The organism is Clostridium sp. AM29-11AC (assembly GCF_003480545.1).
Classification (GTDB): Bacteria; Bacillota; Clostridia; order Lachnospirales; family Lachnospiraceae; genus Otoolea; species Otoolea saccharolyticum_A.
The window spans coordinates 97,339-117,564 of record NZ_QUJI01000002.1; the positions used below are offsets into that span (position 1 = coordinate 97,339).

2 protein-coding genes are annotated in these 20,226 nt (G+C 52.5%); both read left to right on the plus strand.

Annotated elements, in window-relative coordinates:
- Window positions 1-34: 34 nt before the first annotated feature.
- Window positions 35-4,618 (plus strand): hypothetical protein, encoded by a 4,584-nt coding sequence (locus tag DW757_RS02255; protein WP_147355624.1) that lies wholly within the window; start codon window positions 35-37, stop codon window positions 4,616-4,618.
- 250 nt (window positions 4,619-4,868) lie between these two features.
- Entirely contained in the window at window positions 4,869-19,988 is a 15,120-nt protein-coding gene (locus DW757_RS02260) for a SpaA isopeptide-forming pilin-related protein (protein ID WP_118750866.1), read from the plus strand.
- Window positions 19,989-20,226 lie beyond the last annotated feature (238 nt).

Consider the following 20,226-nt stretch of genomic DNA (forward strand, 5'->3'; position numbering starts at 1 on the left):
GACACAGAACAGGGAGAAGAGGAGGAATGAGAGATTGAGAAAACGATGGTTTGCAAAGAGAGGACTTGCCTGGATGCTTACGGCTGCCATGGCAGCAGGAATGGCAGTACCGGCACAGGCAGATGAAAACAGGAAAGAGGCTTCTGCGCTTATGCTGAACAGGGAGGAGGCTGGAGGAGGAGAAGTATTTTTGACAGCTTCGCCTTCTGATGCAGCGGATGAACAGATGAAGCAGAAACCACTGCCTGAGAGGGGGGAGGCGGAAACTGGCAAAAACCAGGAAGAGCGTGAGGATGCGTCGCCATCAGACGCGGAAAAAGATACAGAGAAAGAAGAGGAAACAGGGAAAGAGGGTGAGGAAGAGAGTGATCTGAAAGAGGAGGAAACTGACGGGCCAGAAACTATGCCCGAGATCGGAAGCCTGGACTTTGATAAATGGTTTGAGGAAAACTGTGAGGAAGAGGCACTCTGGCAGCAGATACTGGATATTCTAAAGAACAGTAAAGGGGAGGAGCAGGAGAGACAGAGGGAACAGCTTCTCCTATGGATCTCTGAGCATGAAGAGATGTTTCTTAAGGCCTGCAGCGAATTTTTCGGACAGGAATTTTCTCCTTCTCTGCTCAGCCTTGCCACAGGGGATCTCTGGGACGAGTGGATAGGGGCTGACATGGACTGGGAAGGCCTGGGGACAAAAGAAAATCCATTTATGATAAGGGATCTTTCCGGGCTTATGGGGCTGTCCGAGGCAGTGGCCCGGGGAAACAGTTTTTCCGGCGTTTATTTTGAACTGCAGGAGGATATTCATATCGAAAATTTAGAGCTGAACGGAGGAAGCTGGAATCCCATCGGATGGTTCAGGAGCCGTACAGAGCTGGGAGGAAAGCCGGGAACTGCCTTTATGGGAAACTTTGACGGGGCGGGATATACGATAACCGGGCTGAAATTTGCAAAGCCTGGTCAGGAATATTCCTATCTTGGGCTGTTCGGACGGATAGAGGACGCCCAGATCCGCAATCTGAATCTGGAAGCCGAGGAGATCTCCGGAGGCGATAATGTAGCAGTGCTTACAGGCTGTGCTGAGGGTCAGTCGGTGATCTGCAATGTTTCCGTGTCGGGCTCCGTCTATGCCGACGGGGACGCCGGAGGAATAGCAGGTGAAGTAACGGGCAAAACGAAAAGGGCAGTGCTTGAAAACTGCAGAGCGGACAATGTGATCATCAATTCTGAAGGGAGGAACAGCTTTGTCGGAGGAATTGCCGGCAATGTCCAGAAGGCAGTGATAGCGGATTCAGAGGCCGTCACCCTTGACGGAGACAGCAGCCGGATTCAGGGAAAGGGATATGTGGGAGGAATCGCCGGAAGGCAGAACGATACGGATATATACAATGTCTGTGCAGCGGGAACCATAGGCGGAAGCGGGTCCAGGGCAGCAGGAGGCATGACAGGACTCTATGAATCAGGAAATCTGATCGGCGCCAGATTCGAGGGCGACATAGGGAGAACGGGAAACGGTGCTGCCTCCCATGAGGGAACCTTTATCGGAACCAGGGATCCAAAAAATGGTTTCCGGTATGGCACGGGACGCCAGGACAATGTGGCATTTCTCTTTGCCGGAACTCCGGCTCAGGCAAAGCATGTGATTGGCTCCTCCATTGCAGATGACAATTCCTGGACAATGGATGCCCATATCGGATACTTTACAGACTATCAGAGGAGGTACTGTCTGGTAGCCGGAACCAGGGAGGAGGACGGAAAGGATCGCTTCTTTTACGAGGAGCTGGAGGATGCGGTTCAGCATATTATCACACAGAAGCTGGGGGAGAGCCTGGATGAATTCTGGAAGGACAGAGCCTTTAACCTGGATCACTATGCACCGGGAAACAGCGGAGAGCCGGTGAGAGGCTATCTCGTCTCCATTCCCAGAATAGATGCCCGAAATGCCAATGGAACGTATGACAGTGATGTGGCAGTTATGACGGCCATCTCCTCCACGAACAACAGCTATTACAGGCAGATAGACAAGGAGCACCCGTCCGCCGTGGCGCCCGGATGTACGGTGACCGTTGCCACAGCAGCCAAAAACCAGGCCGGGAACAGGTACCAGATGGTATACGATGAGAATGAGCCGGGAAAGGTTAAGCCCCCTACCTACACAGACGAAAACGGGAAGAGACAGCCTATGACCTACATAAACGGCGGCTCCTACTCCTTTGAGATGCCAGAAGCCAATACGGAGCTGAATGCAGAGTACGTTAAGGTGACGACACAGCTGGCCATGACGCCGAAGGAGACAGAGATCTCCATCAGACAGATCCGTTCCGGCGACAGGAAGAATCCGGATATTACGACAGAGGTAAGAAACCAGGAGGGCACGCTGATAGCAAAATACATAAACGGCAGTGATATTTCTCAGGTGCAGGTACTTCCGGTGTCAGTCCATGCAGAGCACAATGGACAGGGCTCTTCGGCTGATCGGACGGTGCTGTGGTCGATTGACAATACGGATCTGCTTAAGTTTGCTGACGGGTGGGAAGGCGGATACACCGAAGAGGACGCCAGAGTGCTTCCGAATATGGACTCTGACTTTATTGAAACCATTCTGGCCAGAGAGACGAAGGCCCAGGCAGACAGCGGCTACCGGGAGCCGATCAGAAATACCATATATACAGACTCAGCCGTTGTGACGGCGTCCACAAACCCGGCAACGAGCGCTGACAACCAGGCAGTGACGGGAACCTGCCGGATAAAGGTTTCTTTCCAGATTTCCGATCAGACTACACTTCGGGTGGAAGGGCTGACGCTGAACCAGACCAGCCTGACCCTCGATATAACCAGAAGGCTGACGGGAGATCGAAAAAATCCCACGGAAACCTATGTGGCTGATTCGCCGTATGTTCTGGATGCTAGTCTGAACCCACCGCAGCCGTTTTACCAAAATGTGACATGGAAGACCAGAGAAGGAGAAAAAATACTTTCTCTTACCCCTCAGGGGCAGAATGGGCAGAGCTGTGAGGTGACGGCAGTTTTCGATTCAGAGGGAAAGAACCACCCGGCCTGGATTCAGAACATTGTCAATGAGGACAATGGAAGGAAGGCTGCAGACGGAGGATATCTGAAGCTGTCTGGAAGCGGAGCCGTGACAGAAACGGTCACGGCAATCCCAGAGGATCAGACTCATGGGGTGGTAACTGCGGACTGTCAGGTGACAGTCCGGTTCAAAACAGATGATCAGACAGTAATTCACCCGGAGGGAATCAGTCTCGACCGGACACAGCTGGATTATCCCCTCTCCTATGCGTTTGAAGGGGATATCCGTTCCGGAATACGCGAAAAGTCGGGATTCGGGGTAAGAGATACGCTGAGAGCTTCTGTACTTCCTGAGCTTGCGGCAGGCGGGGAGCATGAGCCGTATAACAAAACCGTCCTGTGGACTTCCAGCGATCCGGAAGCGGTATCTGTGAAAGACGGAACACTGACTGTCCATGAGGATGCCGGTTGGATCAAGGAAGCGCTGGAGAAGGCTCCATACCGGGCAGAAAAAACAGTGACAGTCACGGCAGAGACAGAGGACGGAAAAAAGGCTGCAGTCTGTCAGGTAGCGCTCCATTTTCAGGCAGAGGCCGTAGAAGCAGATCGGGAGAAGGAAGATTTTGAGATTATTCTGACCAGGAAAGGACGCCGGTCCAATCCTGTGCTGACCTGGAGCGGGACGGAGGGAAAACAGGTTGCAGCCGCAGTCTACACGGCACAGGGACAGAAAAAGCCCGTATGGACCAGCAGTGATCCTTCAATTCTGACTGTGACAGAGGGAGGGATGGCAGTTCCTGCCGCTGTAAATGAAGATGGTTCAGTGAGTGCAGAATGGATCAGGGAAGCTCTGAAAAAATACCCGCCGGCAGCGGAGACAAGCGCGGAGATTATCGCCTCAAGCCCGGATGGGACAATGGCCGACCGGGTCGGCGTAAAGCTGACATTCCGCGTAGACGATCAGACGTATTCCTCAGGCAGTTCGTCATCCGGAGGAAGTTCGTCATCCGGAGGAAGCTCCTCATCCGGCAAAGGAGGCTCATCATCCGGAGGCGGTTCATCATCAGGACCTTCTGGTTCGGGAGATATTTCGGGTCTTCCGGCAGACTCTGCATCCGGGCCGGCTGCGGCGGCGGAAGGTATTTCGGGAAGCTGGGAGTATACGGAAGACGGATACTGGACATTCGCATCAGGAAACCACAGCTTCAGAAACGAGTGGGCCTATATCTATAATCCCTATGCGGCTCCAGGGCAGAGCACAGTGGATTGGTTTCGGTTTGATGAGGCAGGACATATGATGACGGGCTGGTTTAAAGATACAGATGGAGGCGTCTACTACCTCTGGCCCTATTCAGATGGAAGCAGAGGCCGCATGGTGACCGGCTGGCAGTGGATCGATCGGGATGGAGACAGAAGAGAGGAATGTTATTTCTTCCATACCGAGTCCGATGGCACGAAAGGGCGGATGGCAGAAGGGACAGTGACGCCGGATGGATACGAGGTAAATCAGGACGGCGCATGGACAGCAGGCGGGATCATTCAGACAAGAGAAAAGAAGGCGGAGCCGGCAGGTGAAGAAAGGGAAAGATAGGGACAAGATAAGATAAAACAAGAAAAAATAAGAAAAAGATAAGAAGGTGGAGAAGGAAAAGGGGGAAGGATTTCAGATGGGAAAGAGATAGAGGAGGAGCCAGGAGAAACTTGAAAACGGAACAGACAGAGCCAGAACAGCACAGGCGGCAAAAGAGAGAAGGGAGAGCGGATACGTGAGCTGGACCGTCAGCCGGCGTAATGAAGAGAGCGCCGGCTGCGGTTTTCTGGTACAAAGAAGGAGGGGTGTAGTGGGAACGTTTCATTTGGATTTTTTCAGAGGAAAAAATAAAAAAACAATATCACTGCTTTTGTCGGCTGTACTGGCGCTTATGGTTTTCTTGCCATATTTGCCGCCTTTGCAGCTGGAAGCAGCAGAAAATGATAATCTGGTAACTCTGACGACCGCCCATGGCGATTTCGGAGGGGATCATAGGCTCTACTGCATCGATAAGGGCGGGCTTGCGATCTGGGGTATAGCAGATGACGGAGATCAATACCAAAAGCATTCTGTGAGCAGCATGAGAATTCCACTGTCAGAGAAAGAGCAGGAGTATATATTCTGGGGAATTCTGACGCTTCAGGCATCGCTGGGGATTCCTGAAGCCGCTTCTGCCGTTAAAAATATAAATGCAGAGGCCTTGAAACAGGGGAAAGAGGGGATCAGCAATTTAATTACGGAAGAGGATTTAAAAGCCCTCATCTATCGTTCTGACGTCCGGGCAAAGTACCCCTGGCTGGATACTGCGGCGGCAAATACAGAGGACTATCTGAAAATGGCAGGCCTGATTGGAGGCGGAAGCGGAACAACCCAGAGCGGAAAAAAGATTCCCGATGTGATTGCAGGCAGCACTTCCGAGTCATCTGCTTACCAGATCAGCCGTTCTGATTTTACCATCCATTTCGATGAGAGCGGGGCAGATGCAGATTTTATTGCGTCAGTTCCCATTCAGTTTTCCAGTGACAGTGGCGCAACCTTTACAGATGTACCTCCGGATGGATGGACCTACAGTAAGACAGATACAGGCATTACCTTTTATAATCCAAATCCCAGGCCGCCAAAGGTGCTGATCAAGTTTGCAGTAAGCGGAACAGATTATGCCGCAACTGGTGGGGGATATGCATCAGAGAGGGAGTTATTCGAACACTGCCTCCAGCTCTGGGAGTGTGTCAGATGTTCTGGAACCCATACAGGCGGCACGCCGGCAGTCAGCCCGACGGAGATCCACCAGCGCATGGTCTGGCTGGATTTGGATATGCCTCAAACGGAGTTTTACGCGGTTTTGGGAAGTGATCCGGTTCCCTCCCAGGGAGGGGCAGATCTGACATTTAACGTGTTCCGTCACGCCGAGGATTTTACATCCACCTATAATGTCCAGATGTATAAATACGATCATGAAACCGGGAAGCCTTTGGAGGGAGCCCGCTTTGTTCTGTATGAACGCTTTGACGATCTGGGCAAGATTGACAGGGAAAAGGATGGTCCGGTGCATATCTATGAGGGAGGGGAGCCATATGCCAGCTTCCACATGGATGATCCGGTGATCTGGGATGGATTCCGGCAGATTGGAACCATTGTAACCGGGGAGGACGGTTATGCGGCAAAGACAGTCACCCACGGCTATCACTATGACAAGACCTTCTGCGACGGACACCCGGCTCCTTCATTTGCGGCGGTGCCGGAGCCGGAGGAAGATGAGGAATCAGGGGAAACACTTAATTCAGAGGCCATTGCTGCAGCGAAGGCCGCCAACCAGGCTGCGGCGAAAAAGTGGCTTGACACCGTGGCCGACTGTGAGGAAAAGGCAGGAGGCGATTTCGAGGGAGTTCATTTCCACTGGCTTACAGAGGAAGTCAGCCGGGAGGAAATCGAGAATATTGCAGGTTCCGGAGGAGAGGAGGGAACCACACCGGACGGCGGCTCTTCAGAGGAGCCGTCTGCGGATACGGCCTATGAGAAATCCGGCTGCTATCAGGACATGCTGGATACCTATGAGAAGTTTATTTCTCTGAAATACAGCTATGCACTGACTGAGTTCCAGGCAAAGGACGGCTATATTCGCCATGACATTCACTCAGATGATCTGCCCATTGAGATTATTACAACGGACGCTTCGGAAAATGGAGCCAATGCGTCTTTTTCCGGGGAATACAGCGATCATGAAGCGCTGGAGTCTGAGTCTGCCCGCGGCAGTGCTGCCCTGCCGGAAAAAGCGGTGAAGGGGCAGCAGAAAGGGCAGTCAGTAAATACAGGCGGGGAAGAGACTGGCGGGGAAACCGAAGAGCAGCCCATTTTATTCCAGAAAATCAAAGAAATCAGCCAGGAGATCCTTTCCTATTTCTTCTCAGAGGAAGACGAGCAGGAGGAGACAGAAGAAATGGAAGAGGAGGAAGAAACAAAAGAACAGACGCCTGAAAAGGAAAAATCAGAAGCAGAAGCAGAAGGACAGCTGTCTGAAGAGGCAGAAGAGGAAAAGGGAGAACAGGAGAACGGCTATTCTGAACAGGAGAAACAGGAGGATTCGGCAGAGCTGGTGGACAGTGAGGAGGACAGACGCCGTGAGAATGAGGAGGGAACAGAGGAAGACAAAGAGGCGTCTGCCCCTGCTCAGGAAGCTGCAGAGCCGGAAACAGAGGAAGAGAAGTCAGAGGAGCCTGAAAAGGAAACAGAGGAAAATTCCAAAGCGGAGATTTCCTCCCGCCCTCCGCTTCTCGTTCAGGCAGGTTTCCGTCTGGCGACACCGTCCGGGGCAGATAGCACAGACCGGTCAGAATCGGAAGACGGGGATAAAAAAGAGATAAGACAGAAAAAGCGTACATACCCGGCAACCACATCGAATGCAGTTTTCCGGTGGAGCAGGCACAACTCTGCCTTCCGGTCTCCTCTTGACAGAGAAGAGGGGGAAACAGGAAGGGAGGGCGTCAGCCTCTTCCCGTCTGCCTATGAGGAGGCTCTGACCTCAGACAGCATAGGTTCCCAGGCGGAGCCGGGGCCGGATGACAACTACAGTCACTGCAGCGATAAGGACGGAGAGGGCAATGCCTGGCGGATTTACGACCACCGGACGGAGGCAGAATTTCACATCAACAAAAAAGACCTGGATCTGGCCGCCGGAGAGTCTGAGGCTTTTGACGCCTATGGCGAGACCCAGGGAGACACCACACTGGAAGGAGCCATATACGGTCTGTTTGCAGCAGAGGATATCGTTCATCCGGACGGAAAGACGGGAACCGTCTACAGGGCTAATAACCTGGTGGCTGTGGCAGCCACGGATCGAAATGGCGATGCCTCTTTTCTGGTCAATACGGAGGCACCGGGCCGCACTTACGATTATGAAACAGGAAGGATCGCGGAGACTTCGGACGGATGGGCCAATGAGGCACCGGAAAACCTGTACGTGGCCGATATATCCTGCGATGACTACAGAGAAGATGGAGTCTATGAGCGCGTATACCGGGACAATGAGACAAAAAACGGGAATTGCTGGATCGGCCGTCCCCTTCTTCTGGGAGACTACTATATTAAAGAGCTGTCCCGTTCTGAGGGCTATGAGCTGTCTGTGGGAAATAAGAGCCATAATCTGACGAACCGGGGGCAGGATCTGAGAGCAGAGGCGCCGGAGGGAGGGAAAGGCTGGGCGGTGATTTCTGAGCCAATGTATGCAGAGGAGCAGACCTCCGGGGACGGGGAAGGAGCCGGGCCAAACGAGCTGTATTTCTCTGCCCGCTCCAGAGATACAGAAAATCAGAGGTATGACCTGCTCCTGTCTAATCTCCCGGAAGGGGTTCAGATATACAGGAAAGAGATTGGCACAAAGCAGGTGGAGGTTACGGTGGGAACCGGAGACTATGAGAAGATACTCTTAACGAATCCAGATGGAACCCCCAGGTACCTGACTGCTGAGCACGATTACCAGTATCTGAAATATAATGAGGACGGAAGCCTTATGACAAGGGAGGTTCCAATGAACGTCGAAGCCCATGACATCCGCCAGGTTTCTGTGCGGAGGCTGGAGGAAGGGGCGGCAGACGAAGCCATCCGTCAGGCAGAGGAGGGCATGACAGAGGAAGAGATCCAGGCAGAGTTGGCAAAACCTTTTAAAACAGCCGCTCTTCCGTTCGTTAAGGGGAAGGTGGAAAAGGCTCTCAGAAGGAACGGGAAGTCCACACCCCGGAGCCGGCTTAAAGGAGGCAGGTACGGCTACTCCAGTATCCGGGAGGGTGTGTTTGACAGGGGTGTCAGAGAGGGAGAGACTGACAGCTTCGGTCTGTCCGGCGTGGAGCCGGGAAACCCTGCGGCCTATACAGTTTACGGTTCGCCGGTACAGACGCTTCTGATAGAAAAGACGAAGGAGGACGGAACTGCTCTGACTGTGGGGGATGCCATTCTCTCGGTGCTAGACTATTACGACAGCCATCCGTACTACAGCTACGGAGGAATTGACGCTGTGGAGGAGGACAGGGAACACTACCGGTTTACCGTCTATGCCAGTGTGGACGGAAATCCGGATCACTTTATGGTGCTGGGAAGCGACGCCGTAACAGACAGTATCATCTGCCGCGCTGTGGATTATCTGCCGGCAGACACTTCCAGGCCGCCCCGCCGGATCTATGCAGTCTATTCCAACAATCCGGATTATGGGGCCTTTGGAACTTATGAGGATTACTCAGAGCAGGCTGCAGGTTCTTCCGTTCTGGCATCGGCTACCCTGGTGACAGATGCGGTCGCTGACGCAGAGGGGAATCTTAGGTCAAGGACGAGGCAGGAAAATGTCTATTATAAGACCGGGGAGCTGGTGAGGGATCCTAATGGAAACCTGATCCAGGCCTGCGAGTACCGGGAGATTATGAAAACAGAAATCCAGGAAGCAGAAGAGGTGAAATGGCAGAAGATTCCGTCTGAGCGCCGTGAGGATGGAACGTATATCATTCCGGTGGAGGCGGCCTATACCGACGCCTTTGGAGTGTCCCATACCAATGACGGAATAGATCAGACCATCTCCTTCAAGGCAGTACTGAAGGAAACACAGGTGATTCTCTCAGAGGAGGATGCAAAGAAGCTGAACCATGAGCTGATGGGCGGTTTTTCGGCGGGTTCTCCTATGGGCAGCGCCAGCTACTATATCCATGCAAAGAAGGCCAGAGCCAAGGCATATCTGGACTGCCGAAACCAGAAACTGACAGGGGAGGATGCATATACGATTCCAGTCTCCCTGACATATCCTGGGCAGAAGCAGATATATGCGGACGGAGGGACAAGAAGTCTCCCGGCCCAGGTCTATGAACGCCCTATCCGCCAGCGCATCAAAGTGGTGAAGGATATCCACACCAATCGGGACGGAAGCTATGGGAACAATACCTATGACTATCCAGAAACTGCCAGAGAGAAAAATTTCCGCTTCAAGGCATATCTGAAGAGTAACCTGGAGCGGCTTTACCGGGCAGAGGACGGAACGGTTGTGTGGATGGATCGGAATGGAAATGAGATTTCCTATGAGGAACTGCTTGACTTTGCATACCCGGAAACTCTGCTTCAGGAATCAGAAAACAGGCGGCGGGAAAATGGGAAAAACGGGCAGAACCCTATAAAAATCAACGTGCCGAAGCTGTTTACAAAGGCTCTTCACGACACCGCCTCCACCCTGACCAGTATCAGCGGAAACAATATTCTCTCCTCCTATCAGGATCCGGAAACGGCAGATCAAAACGCGGCCCGGAGAATTCCCTTTGATACTTCTATTGCCCCGGGAGGCATCGGTGTTCTGGTCAATGCTTCCCTTTACAGCTACCGGGGCCAAAATATCAACACCGGGAAAACTCCTCAGATCCGCAGAGAAGCCAACAAAGGGTATACCCGGCTTCTGGAGACAGAGGAACGGCAGGAAAAGAGCGGGAAGGAGCCGGTGACCATCCAGGTCTACAACTATGACAAGTTCTTTGACGCTGTCCGGGTGGCCAATACGGACAAATGGGATGAGAAGCATCAGACCTACACCTCATGGAAGCCTCTTGGAAATGCAGTAAAACGGACAGAGTATGCAGAAAATAACGCCAGAGCCTCTGACATGGTGCGTCAGTTTGCCATTACCTGGTATCTGGACGATGAAGCGGCAAAGCTGTTAAAGGACAACGGGGAAGAGGAGGATGAAGCAAAGAAGGAAGAAGCAGAAAACCTTTCTTCAGAAATGCTCTATGACGAAGCCCTGAACGCAGCCCTTTCTAAAGCATACGACTACCTTAAACCCTTCTTCCTGTATGATCTGGATGAGCTGTACGCTGTTTGCTGGGACGGAGAGGAAGGCGGAGGGGAGGACAAAGATCCCACAACAGTATGCGCAGACAGGGAGGCAGAGGGGAATGGAGCAGAATACTGCTATGGCCTGTCCGCCTATCTTCCCTACGGGACTTATGTGATCGCGGAGCAGCAGCCGACGAAAGAACTGGCAAATAAACACTACCAGATGGATGGGCCAAAGGAGATCCAGGTCCCCAGTGTCTATGAGCCGGGAACCAGCCATGAACCGGGGGCTGAACTAAGCCATGCATACCGGTATGATGCGGATCAGTCTCTGGACGCTCAGGCTGCTGAAGAAAATTATCTGATCCGGTTTGGGGAGGAGTGGGATAAGAACGCTTCCGACCAGAGGGAGTATGTAATCCACGCCCACAGCCACGATGGGGATTTCGAGGTGTATAAGTATGGTTTGGAGCCGGATAAGCTGACAGGAGCGATTTCCTATGGCGGAGAAAGTTATGAGTATAAAGGCTTTTCCATCACCCAGGAGGAATACGATCCCCTGAAGGACTACTATCATCCGGTTCATAAAGCAGGAGGGAGAAATCTGACAAAAGAGGAGGGGGCCAATGAAAACAGCCACTATTTTGCAGACGACGGAAATAAAGGCCAGACGGCAGAGAATGGAAAACCGTATGAAGATGATGCAATAGAAGCCCGATACAGCTACGGCTCCATCTCAGAGCAGGCCGGAAAAGCTGGCAGCATCCGGTTTGAGCATGAGGCCGGAAGCACGGAAGAAAACGGGGCAGGGGCTGTCTACCGTAGCGCCCGGGCCATGCAGGGTGTGCAGACAGCCTACGACGGTCTGTATGCTCCCATGCTGGTTCCCTACTCTGTGCTGGAGCCGGAACAGGAAGGAGCCTATGACCCTGTTTCCTTCAAAGGATATGCTGACGGGAAATTCCGGAATACTTTCTACTCTGCCAGACTGAGGATTGATAAACTGGACAGTGAAACCCATGAAAATCTGCTTCACGACGGGGCTCTGTTTATGATTTACAAAGCGTCCCGGGATAAAAAAACAGGGGAGGTGAAGTTTTACGAGGAGGATACGGTTCTGACGGGAAGCGAGGAGTTTCTAAAAGCTATGGGAGCTTCCGGCATCCAGCCGCTTCACAGAAAAAAGACAGACAAACCCTCATCAGACAGTGAGGAGGCCGGACCGGGGACTCTGTATTCCGGCACTGTAAAGGCCGGAACCCCTGTCTGCAAAGAGCAGGACCAGATTGTCCTGTCTGATTCTCAGGGAAATTTGGTGGGACAGTTTAAGGCCTTTTCTACTGTGAACGATGTGTCCATGAAACAGGAGGATACGAACCAGGCGCCAGACGAATACCGTCTTCAGACTGTCGGTTATCTCACCACTCCGCAGCCTCTGGGAGCCGGAACCTACGTGCTGACGGAGGTGCCGCCCAGAGGATATGTGCGCACGGCGCCTGTTGCCATAGAGATATACTCCGACAAGGTCACGTACTATAAGGAGGGGAAACAGGAGCAGCGTGTCCGCGCTGCCATCTATGAGGAAAGGACGGAGGGAGGAAGCGGAAATGGAAACACTCCCCAGAACCCGGCGGATATTGCTCACATTTATGTGGAGAACATTCCCATCAAGCTTCAGGTGGAGAAGCTGAAGCCCAGGGGAACCGTTACATTCCGGATTGGGGAGCGGATCGAGGGAGGCCTGACAGAAATCGGAGGAAACCCGGCACTCCAATACGCTTATGATGACAATGGAACATATCTGGGCTATGCCTATCCCAAGGGGACCCTGGAACGCCTGGCAGCCCTCAGGGAAGCCGGCGAGCAGGTGGAGATTGTCTACGACGGCAGCCATTTCGCAGGCTATGGCTATGTGACGAAAAGACGCGAAACAGATGACGATGAAAACCCCTATGTGGCCGGGGCAAGGCTGACCTTATTTGATGCCATAGAACTGATTCCTTCCGGAGACAGTGAGGATCTGGCTTTTGAGGGACTTTCCGTTGAGCGGAATCTGTCAAACAGCGTAATAAACATGACGGTAAAGCAGGGCTTTGCCGGAGAAAAGACGGAACTTGTAAGGGAGGAAGATGAGAACGGAGAACCGATTCTGACCGACTATGTTACGGGGCTCGATGAAGAGGGAAACCCTGTTGCGGAAAAAGGCTATGTCTGGAAGGAAGGGACCGTGGAGCGGCCGGATACAGAGATTCTGTACTACCCTCTAGACGGCCTGTCCTTAACCTGGACAGAGCAGCTCCATGGAAGGAGGGTGCTGTATGGATGGGATAAAAACCATCAGAAAGTATCCGTATCTCAGCTCCAGGCAGACCAGACAAGCCAGGGAAAAGCGAATAATGAGCTTTCCCTCTATGCCTTTAAAGGCGGACAGCCTTATCTGGAGCTTGTGGGAGGAGATCTGACGAAGCTCTCCTATGATACCGTCAGCAAGATCCTGAAGGGAGATTTCGCGTCCCTTCAATTTGTGACCGCCAACCGTGAATGGAAGATGGGAGAGGGAACTGCAGTGTACCACCTGGATCGGGACGGAAACCGTGATGCAAGGGTAGATCCCTACACAGGGATGGCCTATGTGCTGGAGCCCAAATTCAGCGATGAGGGAGTGCATGTGGCAGACCGTGTGCTGGTATGGCCGGTGGAGACAGCCAGGGATGCAGACGGAGCCGTGACAGCCAGAGATAAAATTGCCACCTCACGGATTGCCACTGTCGGGGAAAACCAGGACGGCTATGGGGAGGAGGAAGTGCTGGAGCCTAACAATCAGACGGATCAGAAACTTTCCGATTCAGAAAAGCCGTCTTATTCCCACCAGGAGTCCGGATATATCAGCGGAACCTGGCAGTCAGAGAAAGGGGAGGAGAGCCACAGAGAAGAGACCGTCAGACAAAATCAATTCGGCCAGAACATGAATCAGGAGGTCCTGGCAGACATTAATAACGGTACTTTTTTAAATTATATGAGTCCTGTCTACGATGAGCATGGTCTGGTGCTGTACTATCAGAGAAGCAATGAAACCTACGATAAGGGGAGTGAGCTGTATGATCGGAACGGGGATTTTGTCCGATATAAAAACTCTGATAACCTGGAGGAGTACAACGACGGGGCCTACGCGCTGGATGATCATGAGGTTTTGTACGATGGGGATGCCGGGAAAGAGCATCAGACACAGGATCGCCTGTATCATAGGCGCGGCGAGAACTATATTCTGGAGAACACCTGGCTTACCTCTGACAAAACGCCGAACGATCCATTTTCCACAGAGGAACTGGCCGGGCAGGCAGATGTAATTAAGCGTCTGCCGGCAGGAACCTATATTTTAGAGGAGATTTCTGCTCCGGAGGGGGAGGGCTATACGAAATCCTTCCCCCAGGGGGTTACTGTGGAGGAAGATGCCAGGATGAAAAACATTCAGGTGTATGATGACACGACGAAAGGATACTTTGAAAAGATAGACGGTGTGGAGAGCGGAAGAGAGACGGCTGCCAACTATACCAACCGCCAGCTCCCCGGCGCAGGGATTGCCCTCTATCCGGCCAGATATGTGGCTGATCTGGCATCCCCTGAGGGCTACCGGCTGGAGAAAACCTCCGACACCCCCTACCGTCTGGAAACAACAAACAGCCGGGCCGGAGCAGAGGAGTATCAGGAGATGGCCTGGACAACTGAAGAAACACCGTTTTACGTGGAGGGTCTTCCTGCCGGCTGGTATATTTTGGAGGAGCTGACTGCTCCGCCAGGTTTTTTAAAGGCAGCTCCCATGAATATCCAGGTGGACAGCACCGGGGAAATTCAGAACTTCCGGCTGTACAACGACCACACAAAGGTGGCTTTCAGAAAGTATACGAAGCAGGAGGGGGAAAAACCAATCCTTCCAGGTGCAGAGTTTACTTTGTATGAGGCAAAAACAGATGAAGAGGGACAGGTCATATATGATGAAAACGGACTTCCCCGGTACAAAGAGGAACGCCCGGTGGAGTCCTGGATTTCTGACGATGCCGCCGACTATACGGAAAGCATTGATTTGAGAAATTACCCGAATCTGGGTGATATGAAGGGGAAAACCGGATTCACCCTGGACTTTGAAGCGATGTACGAGGAATACGGTATTCACGGTACGGGCTTTACCTGGTATGCAGAGCGGACGGCTGTGCGGGATTCCCGGGATTCAAAGGTGTGGAGGCTTCAGGATGGGAGCCGCGTGCTGATTGGAACTGACGGGGAGACGGGAGAGGAGACTGTCACCTTCCCGCCGCAGATGAAAAAGGAGGACCGGGAGGGCTTTAAGGCCGCTTATGCCGCCATGCTGGGGAAGAAGCGAACTTTAAAGTGGGCTGTTCCCCGCACCGCAGCGGTAACGGATGCAGCCGTCTGGGATGCGTCCTTAGCAGGAGGGGCATCCGCAGAATATCCGGATGTGGCGAAGGTGACGCTGACGGTTCAGGAAACCGGAAAAACTGTGCTGGCTGATGTCCGGTACAACGGAAGCGGTTTTGAGTATTCTTACAAGTTTGACTATCATCAGCTTCCTCAGATAAACAGCTATACGAATGCCTGGCTGACAGGGGACGGAAGCCGCCGGATAGATTATCTTCCGGCGGGTGCCGCCTATGTACTGGTGGAAACGAAGGCCCCGGAGGGCTTTGCAGCTATGGATCCCCTCCTGGTTACGGTGGGGGAAGAAAAGGAACTGCAGCTTCATGAGATCTTAAATGAGAGAAAGGCTTTGGCTCTCTCAAAAGCTTCCTCCGCCACCGGAAAGGAACTGCCGGGAGCAGAGCTTGCCCTCTACCGGGCCGACGAAGCAGGAGAATTAAGCCAGACAGAGGAATACCTGGTGGCCTCCTGGATCACTGGAACCGACGGCGTATACACAGAAACGGACAGAATTAACGGACGGATTTTGGAGGGTTTTGAGGAGGGAGATTTAAAGCCTCATTTCCTCTATGACCTGCCGGATGGAACCTATTATCTTTCAGAAATAAAAGCGCCGGATTATTACCGGACGGCAGAGCCGCTGAAATTTGAGTATACAGGGACACAGAACGAAGCCGTGCAGATTGAGCGGATGATCGATGAGCCCTTTACCGGCGAACTGCTTATCCATAAGACAGATGAAAAGGGAGGCTCCCTGTCCGGAGTGGTGTTTGAACTTTCCGCCTGTGAGAAAAACGGAACTTTGGTTGCAGGATTTCCGAAGAAAATTTCCGATATCAACGGAACCGTCCATGTGGAAGGACTGCCGACAGGCAGGATAAACCCTGAGGACGGAAGCGTGGAGCCATACACCTATCGGCTGAAGGAGCTGGTTCCTCCAGAAGGCTTTGCTGTAAACCCGCAGATTCACTCCTTCCAGTTTGACGAAACAGAAGGCGAACCTGCGGAAACGATCATTCATGAGATGGAGGTGGAGAATGAGGCTACCAGGATCTATCTGGAGAAAAAGGAGCTTTCTGACCTTGGGGATGCAGGGACTGACGGGGCCTTTGTGGAAGGGGCCAGGATGGCCGTCTACCGGGTATCAGAGCTGGATGAAGAAGGCGGCTATACCTGGGCGGAGGAAGATTTGGCCGAAGAGTGGACGACTGCTAAAACGGAGGGACGGCATCTGCTGGAAGGCCTGACGGCGGGACGGGCATATGTGCTGGTGGAGCGGGAGGCGCCGGAGGGCTATACCCTGATGAGACCGGTATTCTTTACGGTGAAAAGGGACGGCCGGGGCATTGACTCCATCTCCAATAACCTTTCTGCCATTTCTGTACACTACAGAGAAGAAAACGGGGATCCCTCCTGTGCAGACAGCAATTCCATTGACAGCATTACTTTTAAGGGAAGAACCATTGTAAAAGCAGAAACGGCGATTCTGAATGAGAAGGGGGAGGAGCTTCTGCGCTTTGTGGAAACCGGGGAGGAACATGTCTTTCACAGGGAGGACGGCCTTCGGGAAAATGGCCTGTACACCTTCGAGGAGCACACGATTTACTCTGATGGAAGCGATGTGATCACGAAGAGAAGCACCCGGCGTGTTCATTTTGATAAGGACGGCGTGTTCAGGTATGCCGGGCGGGCTGCCGCCGGACTTGCGCTTTTGCTGACAGACAGTGAGGGAGCGGCCATCACGGAGTTCCAACCAGAGGAAGGAGCCCTGGAAACTACGGTGACAAATAGAGTGAATCCGGAAAATCCGAAGGCAGTCATCAGAAGCCGGACAGGTCAGGAAGGAGAACCTCTTGAGAGAGGACAGGCAGTCATCAGCACTATTCACTGGTATAACCCGAAACATACACCGCAGGATCTTACGATCCGGGTGACGGTGAAGGAGGGGATGGAGGTGATCGATCCCTGCGACGGAACCCTGGAAACGGCTCAGGAAGCAGAAAAAGAGGAGACCGTTGTGTGGACGGTTTCACAGGCAGCGCCTCTCAGCCAGGGAAGTGTCTCCTTCGCCTCGGAGCTGACAAAGGAGGCGGAGGCGGCCGCCCTGTCTGTCACCGTTGAAAACTCAAATAAAGAAAGCTTCTCCTCAGAAAAGAGAGTTCCCGTCAGACAGGAAAACCGTCTGACTGTCTACAGTGAACTGACTGGCTCCGGAAAGGAGCAGCATAAGGGAGAAACTTCCCGTTTTACTATCAGACTCTGGAATCGAAACGGGGATGAACTGGCCGGAACTTATGCCTACACCGGAAGCTGTGACGGAACCATGAAAAGCGGCGATACCATAGAGCTTTCGGAAAATGAATTTATCACCATCGATCCAGTGCTCACCGGCTGCACCTATGAGGTAAGCAGGGAGGAAAACGGGATGGAGTCAGAAGCTCACCAGCTCAAAGGCCGGATTTCAGAGGAGGGAGCGGCCGCCTGGTTTACCAGGGAGGTGGAAGATCCCACAGAGAGGACAGTTTTTGTCAGGGGAAATACCTATTATCTCACAGAAACCACATTCTTTTCCGATAATACAGAAGAAATAAGCGGCCGCCTGTCCTTTACCATTGATGCTCACGCCGGGATTTCCATTATTGGAGGCTACGATAAAGAAACGAAAACTATCGTAGAAAAGGCAGATCTGCTGACAGGAGAGCCGGTAGTGGGAGCCAGGCTGCAGCTTTACGAGCTGCCGGAGCTTCCAGACGGGGAGGAGACACTGACTGCGGAATGGACAACCGGGGAGGAAACATTTTCAGTGAGCGGACTGAAGCCGGGAAGAAGCTACCGCCTTAAAGAGGCTGCAGCGCCGGACGGCTACGGCTATGCCTCCGACATAACTTTTACAGTCAATGAAGACGGGGCGGCCGAAGAGATCAGAATGGAGGATCGGCCCACTCACCTGATTGTCTCCAAACAGGACATCACAAACGGAGAGGAACTGCCGGGAGCGCATCTGCAGCTCCTGGATTCGGAGGGAAAGGTGACGGATGAATGGGTTTCCGGGGAAACGCCCCACGAGATCAGAGGAAAGCTCCGGGCAGACGAAACTTATACTCTGCGGGAGACTATCCCTGCAGACGGCTTTGTCATTGCCGATGATATTGCTTTTACCGTAAACCATGACGGCAGCATCAATTATGTGGAAATGAAGGATGATACGACAAAGGTAAGAATCTATAAAAACAGGTATGTGGAGACAGAAGAGGACAAAAGGCCAGGAACCCCATCCAATGCTTTCATGGAAACCCCATCTGATACGGTACATGCAGAGGAAGTTGGGGCAGTTGCCGTGAAAGGAGCTGTTCTTCAGATTTTAAATGAGGATAAAACACCTGCCCTGTACCAGGGAAAGGAGATGATTTTTACCACCGGAGAAACCTTTACCCTGCTTGAAAAGCAGCTGACAGCAGGAAATACCTACTGGCTTCATGAAATAAAACCGGCTCCCGGATACGGATTTTCCGAGGATGTGAAATTCACTGTCAGCACTGACGGCCGGACTGATGTGGTGGTGATGGAAGATCGACAGACAAAGGCTGTTCTGTCTAAAAAGGCGATCACCGGAGAGGAGGAGCTTTCCGGCTGTAAGATGCAGCTGGTGGATGAAAAAGGAATTATTATTGACCAGTGGATCTCCCGGGAAACATCCCATGAGATCACGGGAATCCTGGAGGCGGGTCATACCTACCGCCTTATCGAGATAAAGCCTGCCCCCGGTTATGCCTACGCAGAGGAAGCTGTCTTTACCGTCAACCGCGACGGAACAGTCAACCAGGTGGAAATGCGCGACGATGTGACAAAGGTGGAGATTCTGAAACTGGATGCCGGAACCGGAAAGCCCCTTGCAGGAGCCAGATTTGAGATCCTTGACCAGAACGGGAAGGTCCGGGAAGCGTGGACTTCCACCGGGGAACCCCATCGGATTTATGGAAAACTGACAGCAGGGGAACACTATATCCTTCGTGAGATATCAGCTCCGGCCGGTTACCGGTCAATGGAGGATACAGAGTTTACGGTCAACGACTATGCAGATGTTCTCACCATCGTGGTGGAGAATATGAAAAAAGGCGGAGGAGGGGAAACAGACTATACGGTCCGTCTGAAAAAAGTGGACGAGGACGGGAAGCCCCTGCCTGGAGCAGGATTTACCGTGAAGGATCAGAATGGCCGCCTGCTGACCTTAGAAGAGGAACAGGGAGGAACGGTATTTAAGTTAACTTTAAAGACGCCTCAGACCATTACCGTGGAGGAAGCCCATGCGCCGGACGGATATGAAAAACTGGACGGAAGCTATCAGATACGGATTCCCAGATCCGGGGATGCAGAGATCTTAAACGGAGATTTGGCTTTTTACCAGGATACTGAAAACAGCTATGTATTCTTTGCGGTGAACAAGAAGGCTCCAGAGGTGCCGGAAACCACGAAACAGCCGGAACTGAAAGGAAAAATAACAGCAGAATATGATGAGTCTCTGTATGGAGAAGGAAGCATAAAGAGACAAAAAGACAGGCTGGAAATCCCATTCACCAAGACGGGGGACACATTTCCGGTAGAGCTGGCAGCAGGGATATTTGTGATCTCTGCAGCAGGGCTTCTGGGACTGTGGATGGCCGGACGCAGAAAGAAGAAAAAAGGAGGCGGTAAGAAATAAAAGGTAGAGAAAAACATGGCAGGCAAAACCCTGGCACAGAGGCTGAAGGAGAAAAATTTAGTTTCGAAGAAGAGAGAATCCGTACAAAGAATGGCTGTCTGAAGTCTGTGAGGGAAGGAGGGAAAAAAGTCAAAAGGTTCATGTATGCCGGGATAGTGCTCCTTCTTGCAGTTTCAGTGTCTGCCGTCACCGGAGATGCTGCCGGAAGAGATTCCGGCAGCCTGCAGGCCGGTCTGCC